The 16,221-nt window shown below is 42.9% G+C and carries 12 protein-coding genes; 5 read left to right on the forward strand and 7 right to left on the reverse strand.

The features are described from left to right. Window positions 1–41: 41 nt before the first annotated feature. Complete coding sequence (locus MIC7126_RS0116855) at window positions 42–617, reverse strand: TIGR04376 family protein (RefSeq protein ID WP_026100328.1); 576 nt, start codon at window positions 615–617, stop codon at window positions 42–44. A 231-nt stretch (window positions 618–848) separates the two neighbouring features. On the opposite strand from MIC7126_RS0116855, the gene MIC7126_RS0116860 reads away from it, so the two are divergent. Beyond that, window positions 849–1,043, forward strand: a complete 195-nt coding sequence (locus tag MIC7126_RS0116860) for a type II toxin-antitoxin system HicB family antitoxin (RefSeq protein ID WP_017654340.1) — start codon at window positions 849–851, stop codon at window positions 1,041–1,043. 253 nt (window positions 1,044–1,296) lie between these two features. Here MIC7126_RS0116860 and MIC7126_RS0116870 read toward each other — a convergent pair whose 3' ends face one another. Continuing rightward, window positions 1,297–2,133, reverse strand: coding sequence for a D-alanyl-D-alanine carboxypeptidase family protein (locus MIC7126_RS0116870; protein WP_017654341.1), 837 nt, complete (start codon window positions 2,131–2,133; stop codon window positions 1,297–1,299). Window positions 2,134–2,392: 259 nt separating this feature from the next. Here MIC7126_RS0116870 and mnmG point away from each other — a divergent pair, with 259 nt between their 5' ends. Together mnmG and MIC7126_RS0116880 are read left to right on the forward strand one after the other, a co-directional pair. Continuing rightward, window positions 2,393–4,348 carry a tRNA uridine-5-carboxymethylaminomethyl(34) synthesis enzyme MnmG gene (gene mnmG, locus MIC7126_RS0116875; RefSeq protein WP_017654342.1) on the forward strand — a complete coding sequence of 652 codons (1,956 nt, stop codon included), beginning with the start codon at window positions 2,393–2,395 and terminating at the stop codon, window positions 4,346–4,348. A gap of 129 nt (window positions 4,349–4,477) precedes the next feature. After that, entirely contained in the window at window positions 4,478–5,842 is a 1,365-nt protein-coding gene (locus tag MIC7126_RS0116880) for a hypothetical protein (protein ID WP_338010317.1), read from the forward strand. A gap of 1,103 nt (window positions 5,843–6,945) precedes the next feature. Here the strand turns inward: MIC7126_RS0116880 and acsF are convergent. The 5 genes from acsF to thrC form a co-directional block, all read right to left on the reverse strand. Then, on the reverse strand, window positions 6,946–8,022 hold the full coding sequence (gene acsF / locus MIC7126_RS0116885) for a magnesium-protoporphyrin IX monomethyl ester (oxidative) cyclase (protein ID WP_017654344.1): 1,077 nt from the start codon (window positions 8,020–8,022) through the stop codon (window positions 6,946–6,948). Window positions 8,023–8,375: 353 nt separating this feature from the next. After that, entirely contained in the window at window positions 8,376–8,960 is a 585-nt protein-coding gene (locus MIC7126_RS0116890; RefSeq protein ID WP_017654345.1) for a DUF2996 domain-containing protein, read from the reverse strand. A 160-nt stretch (window positions 8,961–9,120) separates the two neighbouring features. Beyond that, entirely contained in the window at window positions 9,121–10,158 is a 1,038-nt protein-coding gene (locus MIC7126_RS0116895) for a threonine aldolase family protein (protein ID WP_017654346.1), read from the reverse strand. A gap of 183 nt (window positions 10,159–10,341) precedes the next feature. Continuing rightward, window positions 10,342–10,617: a MoaD/ThiS family protein gene (locus MIC7126_RS0116900; protein ID WP_017654347.1), complete on the reverse strand. Its 276-nt coding sequence runs from the start codon at window positions 10,615–10,617 to the stop codon at window positions 10,342–10,344. A gap of 75 nt (window positions 10,618–10,692) precedes the next feature. After that, window positions 10,693–11,997, reverse strand: coding sequence for a threonine synthase (gene thrC / locus MIC7126_RS0116905; protein WP_017654348.1), 1,305 nt, complete (start codon window positions 11,995–11,997; stop codon window positions 10,693–10,695). A 925-nt stretch (window positions 11,998–12,922) separates the two neighbouring features. On the opposite strand from thrC, the gene MIC7126_RS0116910 reads away from it, so the two are divergent. Together MIC7126_RS0116910 and MIC7126_RS0116915 are read left to right on the forward strand one after the other, a co-directional pair. After that, window positions 12,923–15,544 (forward strand): beta strand repeat-containing protein, encoded by a 2,622-nt coding sequence (locus tag MIC7126_RS0116910; protein WP_017654349.1) that lies wholly within the window; start codon window positions 12,923–12,925, stop codon window positions 15,542–15,544. Between the two features lie 93 nt (window positions 15,545–15,637). Continuing rightward, window positions 15,638–16,195, forward strand: a complete 558-nt coding sequence (locus MIC7126_RS0116915) for a hypothetical protein (RefSeq protein WP_017654350.1) — start codon at window positions 15,638–15,640, stop codon at window positions 16,193–16,195. Window positions 16,196–16,221: the final 26 nt, after the last annotated feature.

Raw genomic sequence — 16,221 nt, forward strand, 5'->3', positions numbered from 1 at the left:
GTGTTGAGAATGGGTCATGGAGAGATGAGAGAGCATAATAACTATTTCCCCATATTCCGCTTCATTTGTTCCAACTCATCTTGAGTTTCCCAGCGGCGAAATTTGTCTTCTAAATCGTCAAAGCCACTCCCATAATTACTAGCGGAATTTGACCAGCCTTGTGTTTCCAGGCGTTGCTGGGTTTGGGCTTTAGCGCGGGCTGTCTGGGCTTCAGCGGCTTTTGTTTGCACTTCTTGGCGTCGCAACTGAATTTTTTTGAGTAATTGCTGAGATTGCTCAATCCGTTCTTTTAACCCTTGCATGTGTCCCCAGCGCTGATTACCTTCGCGCAGCAGAGCGGCTTCTCTGGCTTGGGCTGCAGAGGCTAAATCTTCTCGACCAGAGGCTTTGGCTTTTTGCACCCGAATATGCCAACGCTGGATTTCTTGAGCGGTAGATAAAATTTCGTCTTGCGATCGCTTTTCTTGTAATTTTAAATCTGCAATCAGTTTTAAAGTGTCTTCCTCTTGTTCGCGCAGTTGTTCTAATAGCGCTTCTAACTCCAAATGAGGATTATTACGCAAGAATTCTTCTAAACGGTTTTCTAGAAACCGACTCAAATCATCAAATAAACCCACTGCCAGCACTCCAGAGTTAAGGGTTAATCTTATTGTAGTAATTATTATCCTCGGTAGAACGTGAATTTCTTCAGTTTAAGTATCAGGTCTTCTTGTCCCTGATAATTTTTCATACCAGACTCGTTCTTAAATGCGATCGCCTAAGAGAAATTTTAGATTTTTGCAGTAGCCTGTGAGCATTTTTTGTTTTATTTAAACAGATAAAATAAAAACAAAAATGGATATTTAGAGATGCGATATCAAGTCAAGTTAAATAAAATCAATATTGGCTACGCTATCTGGTGTCCTGCTTTACCTGGGTGCTGGACTTTAGGAGAAACTGAAGAAGAGGCTTTGGACAATATTAAAGACGCCATTAAAGACTATCTTGCCAGTGTTGACCGAGTGACAGAAAATGCCGAGTCTCGCTATGTGGAGGTGCGATAATTTTTCATGGGCGTCACTCGATTTCAGCTTTCTGTTTTAAAATCAACATATTATTGTTATTTGATAAACAGATATCTGTTCCTTTCAGAGCTTTTTTTAAATCTGGCTGATAAGCAATTATTAAGCGTTGTTGGATACGCTCCCAATCATGAAGAAAAGCCTCACGAGGATAAACTTGTAGAGATATTTCATAACCAGCGATCGCAATTTATAAATTACTGGTCTGGTTTCCTTGTTCAAAATTTTGAGTCAATTACAGAGGCGTTAACCAATAGGTAATACCACCGACAAGTTTCTTTTGAAAACCAAATAGAGGTAACTTTTCTTCTGATAAACCTACATAAGTCCAATGTGGAAAATCGTTTTCTACTGTTTGAAACCAATTATTTTGATTGAGTGCCTGTTTTTGTTTTTGATTTAATGGACGCAAGTCAATTGCTAATCCCCAGAGATGTTGTGATGTTCCTGGTGGTGCAACTGTGCCAAGAATTGCTGTTTCTTTTCCTAGACGGACTTTTTCTAAGGTGTGACTGTTAGTATATTTCTGCCAAAATCTTAAATTAGTGGCGAAAGTGCGAGTACAATCACCGCTACCATAGCCAGATTTTAAAGGAATATTTATTTGTAATAATGCTTTGTTAAAAGCGGCGGCTGCTGGTTGTTGTAAATAGCAATCATGACCACCATTCACTTTTGTCATGTTCAAAGTAGATTGAAATGCTTCGGTTTCTTGTTCGTTGGCTAAAATAACTTTTTGTGGTAGTTTAATTTCTGGTTCTGAATTGACAAAAACCGCACCATAGGCACGCAAGAGAATATATTCAAAAGTCTGAGGCTGAGGGACTGATAATTTATGAGCGATCGCAGATAAAAAACGCTGTTGCTCGTTTAATTGCGGGTCTGGTGTAAATAGTGTGGCGGGAGCAACTGGGCTATTTGTACATGATAATAATTCTAGGCTAGGACAGTTATGAAATTGTGCAATATTTACCACTAGATTTTGATGAATAATGCCATTACTAGCTACCAAGGTAAAACTGATCAAGCAGACAATAGCAAAGAAAGCTGTCTTTTTCCAAATTCGTCGCATAGGTTCTATTCAGTTTTTGGATATAGATATAAATTAATATACAGATAAAATTGTTTGGTGTTTTTCGGTAAGTTGTATGGCAAAGTTTCTACATAGATGCTCAATAGGCTTGGTGCGGAAATATTGAAGATCAACCTTTTTCAAAAATCTAATTTTGCTCAAATAAATTGTAATTTTTTGTTGTTTACTTAAGTTCATCCCTGAAACCACGGAATCGGTTAAAATTGGAAATAAATCTCAGCTTGCTGAACCTGTAAGTATGACCACGCACAACTTTATTGCCCAAACAGCTTTTGAGCAAGACGCTTTTGATGTGATTGTCGTTGGTGCAGGTCACTCCGGTTGCGAAGCAGCCCTTGCTACTGCCCGCCTCGGTTGTCGTACCTTGCTACTGACACTTAACCTAGATAAAATTGCTTGGCAACCCTGTAACCCAGCCGTGGGTGGGCCTGCTAAATCCCAGTTAACCCATGAAGCAGATGCACTAGGTGGCGAAATTGGCAAGATGGCAGACCGCACCTACGTGCAAAAACGGATACTCAATTCTTCACGGGGACCCGCTGTTTGGGCGTTGCGAGCGCAAACTGACAAGCGGGAATATGCAGCAGTGATGAAGGGGATTGTCGAGAATCAAGAAAACTTGACCATCCGCGAAGGAATGGCTACAGACCTGATATTGAACGCCAACGATGAAGTTATCGGTGTTGAGACTTACTTCGGGATGGCGTTTTCATGTCGAGCGGTAATTTTGACCACAGGAACATTTTTGGGCGGTAAGATTTGGGTGGGTGATAAATCCATGCCCGCTGGACGAGCTGGAGAATTCGCAGCCGAAGGATTGACCCAAACTCTGAATCGCTTGGGATTTGAAACCGGGAGACTGAAAACGGGAACCCCGGCGCGGGTAGATAAGCGATCAGTGGATTACAGTAAAATGACCATCCAGCCTGGAGATGAACCAGTCGGCTGGTTTAGCTTTGACCCCGAAGTGTGGGTGGAACGGGAACAACTGCCTTGCTATATTACTCGCACCACCGCCCAAACCCATCGCCTAATTCAAGAAAATTTGCACCTATCGCCTGTTTATGGCGGTTGGGTGGAAGCCAAAGGCCCCCGCTATTGTCCCAGCATTGAAGATAAAATTGTCCGTTTTGCTGATAAAGAAAGCCACCAAATATTTATCGAACCGGAAGGAAGAGATACACCAGAACTTTACATTCAAGGGTTTTCTACAGGCTTACCAGAAACTTTACAACTGCAAATGTTGCGGAGTCTCCCCGGCTTGGAACAATGCGTGATGCTACGTCCAGCCTACGCAGTGGAATATGATTATTTACCTGCGACTCAGTGTTTTCCCACACTGATGACAAAAAATATTGCGGGGCTATTTTGTGCTGGGCAGATTAACGGTACAACTGGTTATGAAGAAGCTGCAGCCCAAGGACTAGTGGCGGGAATTAATGCAGCCCGTTTCGTACGTGGTCAGGAAATGATTGTGTTTCCCCGTGAGCAAAGTTACATCGGGACTCTCATTGATGATTTGTGTACTAAAGACCTGCGAGAACCTTACCGGATGCTGACGAGTAGGTCTGAGTATCGTTTAATATTGCGTTCTGATAATGCTGACCAACGCTTGACACCCTTGGGGCGGGAAATTGGCTTGATAGACGATCGCCGTTGGGAACTATTCACCCGCAAGCAAGCAAATATCACCGCCGAAAAAGAACGGTTGTACAGCACGCGAGTCAAAGAGCATGATCCGATAGGAATAGCGATCGCATCTGATACCCAACAAGCCATCAAAGGCTCAATTACCCTCGCCGACTTACTACGGCGTCCAGGGTTCCATTACCTCGACCTCAACAGATACCAATTGGGAAACCCCAACCTCAACCAAGCGGAAACCGAAGGCGCAGAAATTGACATCAAATACTCTGGTTATTTAGCCAGACAACAAAACCAGATTGAGCAAATCGCCCGTCATTCCCACCGCCCACTACCAGCAGATTTAGATTACACAACAATTGATACCCTTTCTAAGGAGGCGCGAGAAAAATTAAACAAGGTAAAACCCCTTACCCTCGGACAAGCCGCACGGATTGGCGGCGTGAATCCAGCCGATATTAATGCTCTGTTAATACATCTGGAATTACGCAAAAATAAGAGCCTGTCAGAGCTTTCAGCATTATCCTCAAAAAAACTTCATGAAGCTTGAGTATAGTATTAAGGAGGATCTGGGTATGATAGGTGACATAACTGGAAAACTAGCATCATCAGCAATTTCCAGATTCTCAGTTGAATTTAATACCACATCACCAATCAACTTGTCTAGTTGATCTCAGTGATGGGACGTTTCACAAACATCCTGACACCCAGGCGAGCAAGGCGGTGTTTTCCCGTCCTCGCAGCCACAACCCAAAAGCCTATGTTACAAGCAGCCAGCACGCATCTCTTGATTCCCGAACTATCAGAAGACTTGATCGCCGCCAGTGAACCTTGGCCGATTGATATCTACGCTGATGGCTTGATGGATGAACTCTTTGCCGATATTGACCAGATTCTGGATGCCAAAGGGAATTTTACCTCCCAGACTGTGAATGTAGAGTATGTTCCTCTACAAACACTGAAGACGCCCCAGATTGTTCTGCCCAAAACTTTACTCGAAAATGCACAAGAAGTTTCTTCTGTCAAAAACAAGCCCTTGAATCAGGGAATGGTTGACGCCCGCAACGTGAAAAAAGTCAGAAAACAGCGTCAGCACAGCAAGCGCGTTTGGACCAGAGTGCTAATTGTGGGCACAACTATCTGCATAGCGATCGCTGGTGTCATCTATTTAATCAAATCTGAAGCACTCCATCACCTCAATCTCAAATTGACCCAGGTGAGTTTGCCGGTGTCACAGCCCCAATTGTTAAAAAAAGTAGACGTTGAGGCTGAATTGGTCAATTATATGCTGGGGGCACTAGCGATTATTGACAAACAAGAAATGAGTCAAAAGTCTACCAAATCTGGACTCACCGCCATCGGTAATTCCCGCCCCACAGCAATAGCTCTGGCAAATAACCAAACAATTGATACCTTACCCCCACCCCTGACAGCTAACAACACACCAGCAGTTTCTAATCGACCGACAATTATTGAGCGCATATATATCCCCGTATATCAAGCGCCGTCACCCATGCGCTACACACCCCCAATTAAACCTGTAGCACAATTGGGAGCGAGAGCCTCTCGATCTGATGTAGTCAACAGCGCCTTGAATAATTTGCCGAAACCAGCCAAACCAGCCGGTGTCAATATTTTTGCAGCGGCTGTACGTCCGGAACTCAAACCCGCTACGCCCCTACGAACTGCACAAGTGGCTGCGGGAGGAACAGCAAATCTTCTACCTGTGTTACCAGTCGTACCATTCCGCGCTGCACCGCCACAACTACCTGTTGCTAAAGCACCCGCACCACCAACTGCTACTCAAGAACTAGCTTCTTTACCCACATCTGCTGAAGCTGCTCCTAGCCACATTTTAGAAGGCTTGCTAGAGTTAGGAGACAAATCTGCAGCCCTATTTAAAATCGAAGGCGTGACACACCGCATCAACGTAGGTGAAAACATCGGCTCTAGCGGTTGGACATTAGTTGAAGTGAATAACGGTGAAGCTGTTGTCCGTCGTAACGGCGAAGTGCGATCAATTTTTACAGGGCACAAATTATAGACAGTATTATAATACTTCTTTTAGCAAATGTTGCTGACTCAAAGTCGGTAATTTACATAAAAGTTTTCACAATTCAAGCTGTCTTTTTCAGCAGGCTATATCGCCACAAGTTCAAAAAGCTTTGGCGATTACCATAGCCTCAAAAATGGCTTGAGGTATATTTGCTTAATCGCCAGTGGGACAATAATGTTACCACGTCCAGCGTATTGGTCAACTCCCCTGGTTACGATGTTCTGTTACCATTGATGCAAAAATTTTGACTTTTTATACAATAGCTTCCAAATTACTACAGTCTTGCTTGGTTTTGTTAGACACCATTGATGATGAGCCTTTTTTAACTAGTGTCAGTTAAGAAAGTGTCACTCACCACATTCCCGCTTCTCTTGTGGAAGAGATATTCTTAGTTAGTGCAAGGAGTGATACCACTTCACCAAATGTTTGTTACAAGTTATCCTCATAACACTCCTCCTCTAGGAGTTGTTGTGGATTTCAAATGTTGCATCAAACAAGTGGGTTGGTATACAGTTATACGGGAAAGCGCTTGGGTGAGCAAAACTCTCAAGTGCTTTTTCGTGTATAAATAAAACAACTTGTCTTCTCAGTGGGAATTACATCAGTTTTTAAATACACACACACTCAAGAATCGGCTGAGTTAATGTTGTAGTCTGATATCTTATGAATATTAAATGCCAAGATAAGCTTTTATCTAGTAGATATTACGTAGATTAAGCCAGAAATATAGGCAAAGCGTGTAGGGGCGGAGTCCCTCCCATTGGTGTCAACTTAAGCTAAAACCTTTGTCCCCCAGGCGTTTTACCCCACCCCTTCATCCCCTCCCCTTGCTAAGGGGAGGGGAGGTTTTGCGCCAGCAAAGCCGGGGAGGGGTAACGCGGATTGTCATGGTAAGTGAGTGAATCCAAAATCGAGTTTTGACAAGGGTTTCACGTTAAGTTGACACGTATGAGTCCCTCCGCTCAGAACGCGCCCACTATCTCACGAGCGGGGGAATCACGCCCCATCAAACCTGTAGGTGGAAATATGGCGACAAAAAAGTGGCTCTGCCATAGACAGAACCACTAGAGTTTTTACAAAATTGTCATTACTTAACGAGCTAGTCCTTGATGGGAAGCTGCGTCAATTGGTTTCATCAAGTACAACCGCAGAAGATGCCAGCCCATAGAAGCGAAAATCGGCAGTTTCTGGAATAATTGTAGAAACTTGGGAATTTTTGAGTTGGCGATCGCACTTAATTGTGACATCTTATTGACGCAAATATCCAATCGCTGATAAAACTCTGGGTTATCTACATCCAACATTAACGGGAATACCCGTCCGGCGGTTTCATTTGTCTTCTGAATCACGTGGATGTCATATTCCCGTGCATCCAGTCCTAGTGAAGCATAAAAGTCTTGGCGCTGGATGTCGTTGAGATACATTGTGGCAAACACTGACAATAAAAAGAAGCGACTCCACAAACGCGCTTTCCAATCATTGAGCATTTGCGGCTGGGATTTCATCACCGCGTCGAAAAAGTCACCGTGACGGTTTTCATCCTGACACCAGTTTTCAAAGAATCGGAAAATTGGATAAATTCTGTCTTCGGGATGTGCTTCTAAGTGGCGATAGATGGTGATATAGCGCCAATAACCAATCTTTTCGGAAAGATAAGTTGCGTAGAAGATGAACTTTGGTTTAAAGAAGGTGTAGTTACGGCTCTTAGTCAAAAAGCCCAAATCTAGAGAAAGATTAAAGTCTGATAGCGCTTTGTTCAAAAAGCCTGCGTGGCGGGCTTCATCCCGCGACATCAGGTTAAAGCATTCTGCTAAAACGGGGCTTTTGTCTTTCAAGCGGCGTCCGAGTTCCTTGTATAGCAAAAAGCCGGAAAATTCAGCGGTACAGGAACGCTCCAGAAATTCTACAAACAATTTGCGAGTTTCCCCATCAATATGATCCCAGGATTGTTCAAATTCGGCATCCCGGACAAAATGATGGCGGTTGTAGTCGGCACGGAATTCTTGGAGAATGGCGAGCAATTCGTCTTCGTTGACGGAGATATCCATCCGCGCCATTTCATCAAAGTCGGTGGTATAAAACCGGGGTGTTAGTAGTGTTTCTTTCGCCGGGACTTTAATTCCTGGACGCAATTCTTCAAAGCCTGGTTTTTTGAGGGAATCTACCATGTGTTGATTTCTCTTCTGTCTTTATTATCTTGAGTACACCCCAGCGCGGAGGGTTTTGCTCCTACAGGGCACAACTAAATGACAATAACCCATTTGTATAAATTTCAGTCTACCAAGGTGTAGGGTGAAAACTTGTAGCTAAAACATTAAGAGTTGCAACAATCGGACTGTGCTTTAATTAGTAATTCAACTCTGGTGTGAATGATGAAAACCCAGGTCATACCAAGGATTTGGTGCGAAGTTTCTACGACGCTTCTAATTCACATTCAGTGTAGTTGGCAATTTTTTATTCAAGAGTCAACGGTCAAGGTAATGTCACTCTGGACTCTTGACCCATGACTCTTGACTAATGACTAATTTCTACCTAGCCACTTTTGACCATTCAAGCGCTGGAGTAAACCGAACACCAATAAGTCAAGGGTGATTTTGCGTTCATCAATCAAGAATGACTCTAGAGTGCTGGGCTTTTTGCCTTCGTTGCAGGAGAAACCTTTCTTACCTTGAATGTCTTCTTCTGGGAAGTATAGGTTAAATTGACGCCGGCCGTTCTGCCAACTGCCGATGACTTGCCAGTATTCTTCTGCTGATTCAAAACCAGTGATGGGAACCTTTTGTTTCGCAAAAGAAAGTTGTAAGTCGGGTACGCCTTGTTCGGTTATGGCTTTTTCTACTGCTGGTAAGTAATTTTGTTGGATGAACTCCACAAAAGGCTTATCTTCAACAGCGGGAGCTTTTTCCTTTTTGGCGGCTTTAGCAGCGGCTGGTGGTTTCTCTGCGAGGTTCGCGGTTTTGGGGTCTGGCGCGTTGGCAGTGGGAAGGTCTGTGGCTACTGGTTCATCGGTGCTGGGGGCCTTTTCTTGGGCGACACTGGGAGCCTGTTTGTCAACAGTGCTGGGAGCTACCTCTCCCGCTTGATTGTGATTGGTTGGGTCTGCCATTGCTCAGGTCAATCCTTTATCTAGCTTTCAGAGCGAGCGCTCACCTTACGGTTTTGGTTATTTTCATTTTGACATAGGAGCGCATAGCTATAACTAGCAATTTGATGTTTGCTAACTATAGTCAATCATCTATATAATTGATAGTCTGCTACCCCAAAATTTAAGCGATCGCTGTTTCAATATCGCTAATCAATTGATCTATCCTAGTCTTGGTTGTATTCCAAGAACACATCAAACGTACTCCACCCATGCCAATAAATGTATAAAACTGCCAGTTTTTAGCTTTCAAGCTATGAATTACTGGTTCTGGCAATTTAGCAAATACTGCGTTAGCTTCGCGCGGAAACATAATCTGCACGCCTGCTATATTTAATAATTTATTTTCTAAATATTCAGCACATTGGTTCGCATGACGAGCATTTTTTAGCCATGCACCAGTTTCTAATAAGCCCAACCAAGGCGCAGAAATAAACCGCATTTTTGATGCTAATTGTCCTGCTTGCTTACAACGGTAATCAAAGTCTTCTGCTAGGTTTTTATTAAAAAAAAGAATAGCTTCACCTAAAGCCATACCATTCTTTGTCCCACAAAAACATAAGACGTCTACCCCACTTTTCCAAGTAATTTCTGCCGGACTTTTATTCAAAGCCGCAACTGCATTCGCAAAGCGGGCGCCATCCATGTGAATTTTTAATTTATGTGTTTCAGCAACTGCTTTAATTTCTAATAGTTCATCAATAGAATATAAAGTTCCTGATTCTGTTGCTTGGGTAATACTAATCACCTTGGGTTTAGGATAATGAATATCAGCTCGTTTCGTGACAATTGAGTCTATACTTTGCGGCGTTAATTTGCCATTTTCACCTTTAGCTAGTAGTAGTTTAGAGCCATTGGAAGCAAATTCAGGAGCACCACATTCATCTGTTTCTATGTGAGATGTTTCATGGCAAATAACACTATGGTAGGATTGACAAAGTGCAGCTAAAGATAAAGAATTTGCTGCAGTGCCATTAAAGGTGAAAAATACTTCGCAATCTATTTCAAATAGTTCCCGAAAATAATCTGTGGCTTTTTGTGTCCATTCATCGTTTCCATAAGCTGGAGCACTACCTTGATTCGCCCGCAGCATATATTCCAGTGCTTCCGGACAAATTCCCGAGTAATTATCACTAGCAAATTGCTCTAAGTTGTTACTCATAATCTCTGCTGTTATTTATATATTAATAATTTGCACAATATGATTATTTATAACTATCTCTCAGCATCAAATCAATTCATATTTTTAAGCAATAAAAGGCGAATAAAACTCACTCAGTCTTAATCGCCAATTTTTGAGATTTCTCACCTCATATTGAGGGATGATTAAAAATAATGTGATTTTTCAGCCACCCGCAACAGCAGGGACAATACTAACTTCATCACCATCTTTCAAAGGTGTGTTTGTCCCTTCTAAAAAGCGAATATCTTCGCTGTTGACGTACAAATTCAAAAAGCGTCTTGGCTTTCCTTGCTCATCGCACAAGCGGGACTTGATTCCAGGGAAGCTTTGCTCTAGAGAATCTAATAATTCAGAAATGCTACCACCGTTAGATTCTAGAGTGGCTTGATTATTAGTGAAATTTTGGAGAGCAGTAGGAACTAAAACTGTTACAGCCATAATTGAAGTATGAAGTGTGAAGTATGCAGTATGAAATGTCAAGACTAAACTAGTTCAGCTTTGATCCTCGACACATTAAACTAGGACTTGTTGCCATTCTAAGCGGTCAAGTGTACGCGATCGCTCTAGGGCATTTTCAAAACTATCGAGTTTAGCATCAATTGTCAAAGGTTCCCCAACGTAGCCTTGCACTGCTTCTTGGGTTTTCAAACCATTGCCGGTGATGTAAACTACGGTAGTTTCATCTGGATCTATTTTGCCAGCTTCTACCAATTTTTTCAGCACGGCGACGGTTGTACCCCCGGCTGTTTCTGTGAAGATACCTTCGGTTTCAGCTAGCAATTTGATGCCTTCAATAATTTCTGCATCATTAACTGATTCAATATTACCGCCTGTCTTCTTAGCAATTTCGACAGCATAAATACCATCTGCAGGATTGCCGATGGCAATTGATTTAGCAATTGTATTTGGTTTGACGGGTTTGATAAAGTCCTGGTCTTCTTTGAAAGCTTGAGCGATTGGGGAACAACCTTCCGCTTGAGCACCGCTGAACCGGACATTTTTTCCTTCCACCAAACCAACTTCGACAAATTCGTTGAAACCTTTATAAATTTTTGTGAATAAAGAACCAGATGCCAAGGGCGCGACAATATGGTCTGGTAGTTCCCAACCTAGTTGTTCTGCGACTTCAAAACCGAGTGTCTTGGAACCTTCAGAGTAGTATGGACGCAAGTTAATATTGACAAATCCCCAACCATGTGTATTAGCAACTTCACAACAGAGACGATTAACTTGGTCGTAGTTGCCCTTGACTGCCATCAGGGTTGGGCTGTAGATTAGGCTTCCCAGAACTTTACCGGCTTCCAAGTCAGAGGGGATGAACACACAACAGTCTAAACCGGCATGAGCTGCGATCGCAGCGGTAGAATTTGCTAGGTTACCAGTACTAGCACAGGAAACAGTTGTGAAACCCAACTCTCTAGCGCGGCTGAGAGCTACAGACACCACCCGATCTTTAAAGCTGAGGGTGGGCATGTTGACCGCATCATTTTTAATATAAAGCTTGTTTAAACCCAGGCGACGGGCGAGACGATGGGAACGAACCAAGGGAGTCATACCCGTTCCCACATCAATTACATTGTCAGTTACTACAGGCAAAAAGGGACGATAGCGCCAAATTGAGTTAGGCCCAGCTTGAATTTTTTCACGGGTAACACTCAGACGTATGGCATTGTAATCATATTTGACCTCCAAAGGCCCAAAGCACAACTCGCAAACGTGGCTGGCTTTGAGTTCATATTCTGCGCCGCACTCTTTACACTTCAAAGCTTTTAAGGTGGCGTTAGTCGTTTGTGTGTCTTTGATGATTGCCTGAGTCATGAGCTAGCTCTCCCTGTTTGACTGTGGAATGAATAGTAGCACGAGTAAAAATACGAGTCAAACATACCCGACTATTTTTGTCGGGTATTTGTGATGCGTACGTGAAAGTACTGCTTCAGCAAAATCTTGTTGTCCGTTCCAGGCAAATTATGTATAAATACATAATTTTTCAATTTTAGATTTTAAAGATACTTAAGTATAAATACTAAGTTTATTTTGATGAAATTGCATTATTTATATGAAAAATTTGCATTATTTGCATCACAAGTATTCTGCCATGATCTCGATCACCGACATATTTTTTATTTCTTATCAGTGCAATTTCATCACCTAAGATGTGTGTAAATCTGGAAATTGCTCAAAAGTTCTTCAGCTAAAGGTTGTAGTTTTTTATCGCCAACACCGGAAAAATAGAAATTTCTTGATGCAGAGATATTTAGTATGTATCTTCATGAAGATTTATTATTAGGCAAAAAATCATTATTTATACGGTAGTTATTCTTACCTGTAGGCAATACATTTTTAGTTAATGACACAGCAAAGTAGATATTTTAAACGCACAGAGGGATAAATTCCCGATACTCATCGCTATCAGTAAACGAACTAGGCAAATTATTTGAGAGTATCTAATTCTGGTAAATCGTAGTGGGAATTAAACTCTGAGTTCATGCTAGTTGAAAGCGATAGCACATATTTATGTAGAATCTGCAGCATTTGTGTATCTACCAATCTAATTTTTATGTGCTCATTCGCAAATAAATAGATGTACTCAGTTAATTCTAGATAACTAGTTAGATTTCCCAAATGTTCGCCCACACTTTGTCAGTTGTGGGCTAATTAAGCTTGACAATTTTTACAAAAATTGTTCATGAAAATTCTGCAATCTTAGCAGGACTAGTTTTCATTCAATAACCACAGTTCCATCATGCAAAAAAAACAGCGACTTATCAAACAATCATCAAAGCTCTACCGTTCTTTAGTAGCAACAGCACTATTAGCTAATGGCATTTTGCAATTTATAGTCCCTGTATTAGCAGAAGGAACTGTTGCGGGGACATCCATCAGCAACGAAGCAACTGCTACTTACGAAGACCCCAACAATCCAGGGTCAACCATCAACACCACCTCTAACACAGTTGTTGTTACCGTTGCTGAAGTTGCTGGTATCACCGTCACAGCTTCTGGTGTCACAGATGCTACTGCAAGCCAAACTAACACAACAGTTCAAATTGGCGATTTACTGATTTACACATTCACCGTCACCAACGTCGGTAACGACCCCACAAAATTCCGCATTCCTAACCAAGCCACAACAACCGGGCCAGGTACAGTTTCTGGCGTGCTTCCACCGGATAAAAATAGTGCTACACCAGCAAATGGTACTTTGCAATACAGCACAGATGGTGGTACAACTTGGACAAACGTTCCTGCAGGTGGTCTAGATACGGGTTCGGTTCCCGTCAATGGAACTGTGTTGGTACGTGTACCAGTTACCGTTCAGAATGGCGCTCAAACCAACGACGTCATTACTGTCACCCTTGGTAACACCCCTGGAGATGCTCAAAACCAACAACGCAGTCCTGATGGTGGGGACGTATTTACTGTAGATAACCCTGACGGAACTCTTAACGGTGAAGTGGACGGCGTACCTGTGAACGGAACCAGAGAAGCTAGCGCCACTCAACAAAGTAAAGTGGGTACAACTCAAAAAACCTATGCTTTAGGAACTGTTCTCAAGGTGCGCGGCGTAGTCAACACCAACAACACACCCAACAACATTGCAGACGACAAAATTCCCTATAGTTTAAGCTTGCGAGTGGAGTCCACTGACCCCACAGGACAGGGAATTACCCCAGCTGCTTTAGTTGGTACATCAATTAAGGTTACTGATACAACAGATCCTGTAGGTACAAAATACATCTTAGTTTCCGATGCTATTCCTACAGGCACAACTCTAGCCGCTGTACCAACTCCGCCTCCTGGTTGGCGAGCAGTGTACACAACTGATCCTGTGTCAACAATCAATGCTAACGACGCCAATTGGACAATTACACCGCCAATTGATCTTACCACCGTTAAGCGCGTCGGTTTCATTAATAACCCCGCAACTATCACTTCCATTGCTCCGGGTACGACAGTCAATGGCTTCTCAGTTATGCTAGCCGTGAAATCCCCTGCAACTTCACCGTTGACAGTCGCTAACATTGCTCAATTATTCGGTCAGACGCCAGGAACTAACACCCCAGTATACGACGAATCGGGCGACCAGAGTCCTAGCAACTATTTTGATGACGGAAATCCAGCTACTATCAACTTTCCCGGTACAGATACTAATAATGATGGGATTCCTGATACTTTACCAGCTGCTAGTGTTGGTAGTGGTTTCATTAATACCCCGACAAATCCAGAGACGGGAACTGACGCTGGAAATAACAACACTGCTACTGGTGTTGGAGGTGAAGCGAACGTTGTGGTGTTGACAACACCTGTAGCTGCGGGATTGCTCAACGGGCCGCAGAATGCGCCCGATGCGATTGGGCCGAAGGACAATAACGACGACTTCACTAATAAATCTTCGTTAGTACCTCCTAAGACAACTCCTGGTAGTCTACTTGATCCGCAATCTGTCGGGTTCACCAATACTGTGAAAAACAGTGGTACAGAAGCAGGATTGATTAAACTAGAGCCAACAACACCAGCGAATGCTGCAGATTTACCAAATGGAACGAAGGTAACGATTACCTACAATAGCCAGTCTGCTGTATATACCTACAATGGCACACAGTTTACCCTGAACAGTGGCACCGCCATCACAATTCCCAATGTTGTACCAGGAGCGAGTGTTAACTATGGGGTGGAAGTTGACTTACCTGCGGGGACAAAACTATCCACTGATATTGATAAGGGTTTCCCTGTACCCATCACTGCTGCTATTGACAACTACACTACAGACACAAATAATGATGGGATTAAAGATAGTGGCAACGACGGAACCTTTGACGCCAGTAATATCACTATTGATCGCGTCTATACTGGCTTTCTCAAATTGCTGAAATTCTCACGGGTTATTCAAGGAACTGGGCCAGTGGTTGGTGCGGGACAAGGTGATTTTGAATCCACACCCGCTGTTAACGGTATTGATCCCAATTCTGGTGTGGCTGATGTCACCAGAAAACCTGCGCCTGGAAATATTATTGAGTACCAAATCCGATACAAAAATATTTCTGACCCGCAAGCGGGAACAGGTAACGTGATTTTGAATGCTGACAAGGTTGTGATTACTGAAGATGGTACGCAGACACCAAATAATTGGGCGTTGGATAACGATAGTAATCTGCAAATTGATACCAGCAATATTGTGGGGACAGCTAAGGATTCTGGGGCTTCCACTATTCAATTCTTCAATGGTAATCCAGCTAATACTTCTAGCATTGATCAAACTGGAACTACGGCAAATACGGATATTACCAAATATATTGACACTGTGACTGGTCAAGTTGCACCTGGTGTGCAGCGAACATTTACTTTCCAACGCAAGGTGAATTAATTCGTAGTTGGGACTCTAGTCTCGAATTTTTCAGCACTTTAGTGCTGACTACGAACTAATGTGGAACAGCACAATTTTTAGAGGTAATATTTTATGCAACGTGTTTCTGGTGTGTGTATAGGTGCATTGGCTTTGTTCGCAACTATGCCGTTTGTGGGACAGATACCTGAGTCTAGATGGCACTCTACCAGTGCTGTGGCTCAAAGTGCAAAAACTCAAGGTCAAGTAGAGTTGCGTTTGCAGGCTGAAAAGCAGGTGGTGGCGCAGGATCAGCAGGGTAAGCAAAGTAAGACATGGACGCCGTTGAAAGGTCAAGCTGTGGTGCAGCCGGGTGATGTGTTGCGCTATACACTGTTGAGTGAAAATAAGAGCGATCGCCTGATTAAAAATCTCACCCTGAATCAACCTATTCCCAAAGGGATGGTATACGTACTGAATTCGATTGATGTCGCAAAGGATGCCAAAATTACTTACAGCATTGATGGTAGTCGAACTTTTGTAGAAAATCCCACTGTTAAAGTTACCCTTGCTAACGGGAAAACGGAAACCAAACCAGCACCAGCGAGTGCTTATACCCACATCCGTTTGCAAATCCCGTCTGTAGCGGGTCAAGCAACGGTGAAAGCGACTTATCAAACTCAGGTGCGCTGATTTCATCCATAAAAAGCAGAGACGCA

This window comes from Fortiea contorta PCC 7126 (assembly GCF_000332295.1).
Lineage (GTDB): Bacteria > Cyanobacteriota > Cyanobacteriia > Cyanobacteriales > Nostocaceae > Fortiea > Fortiea contorta.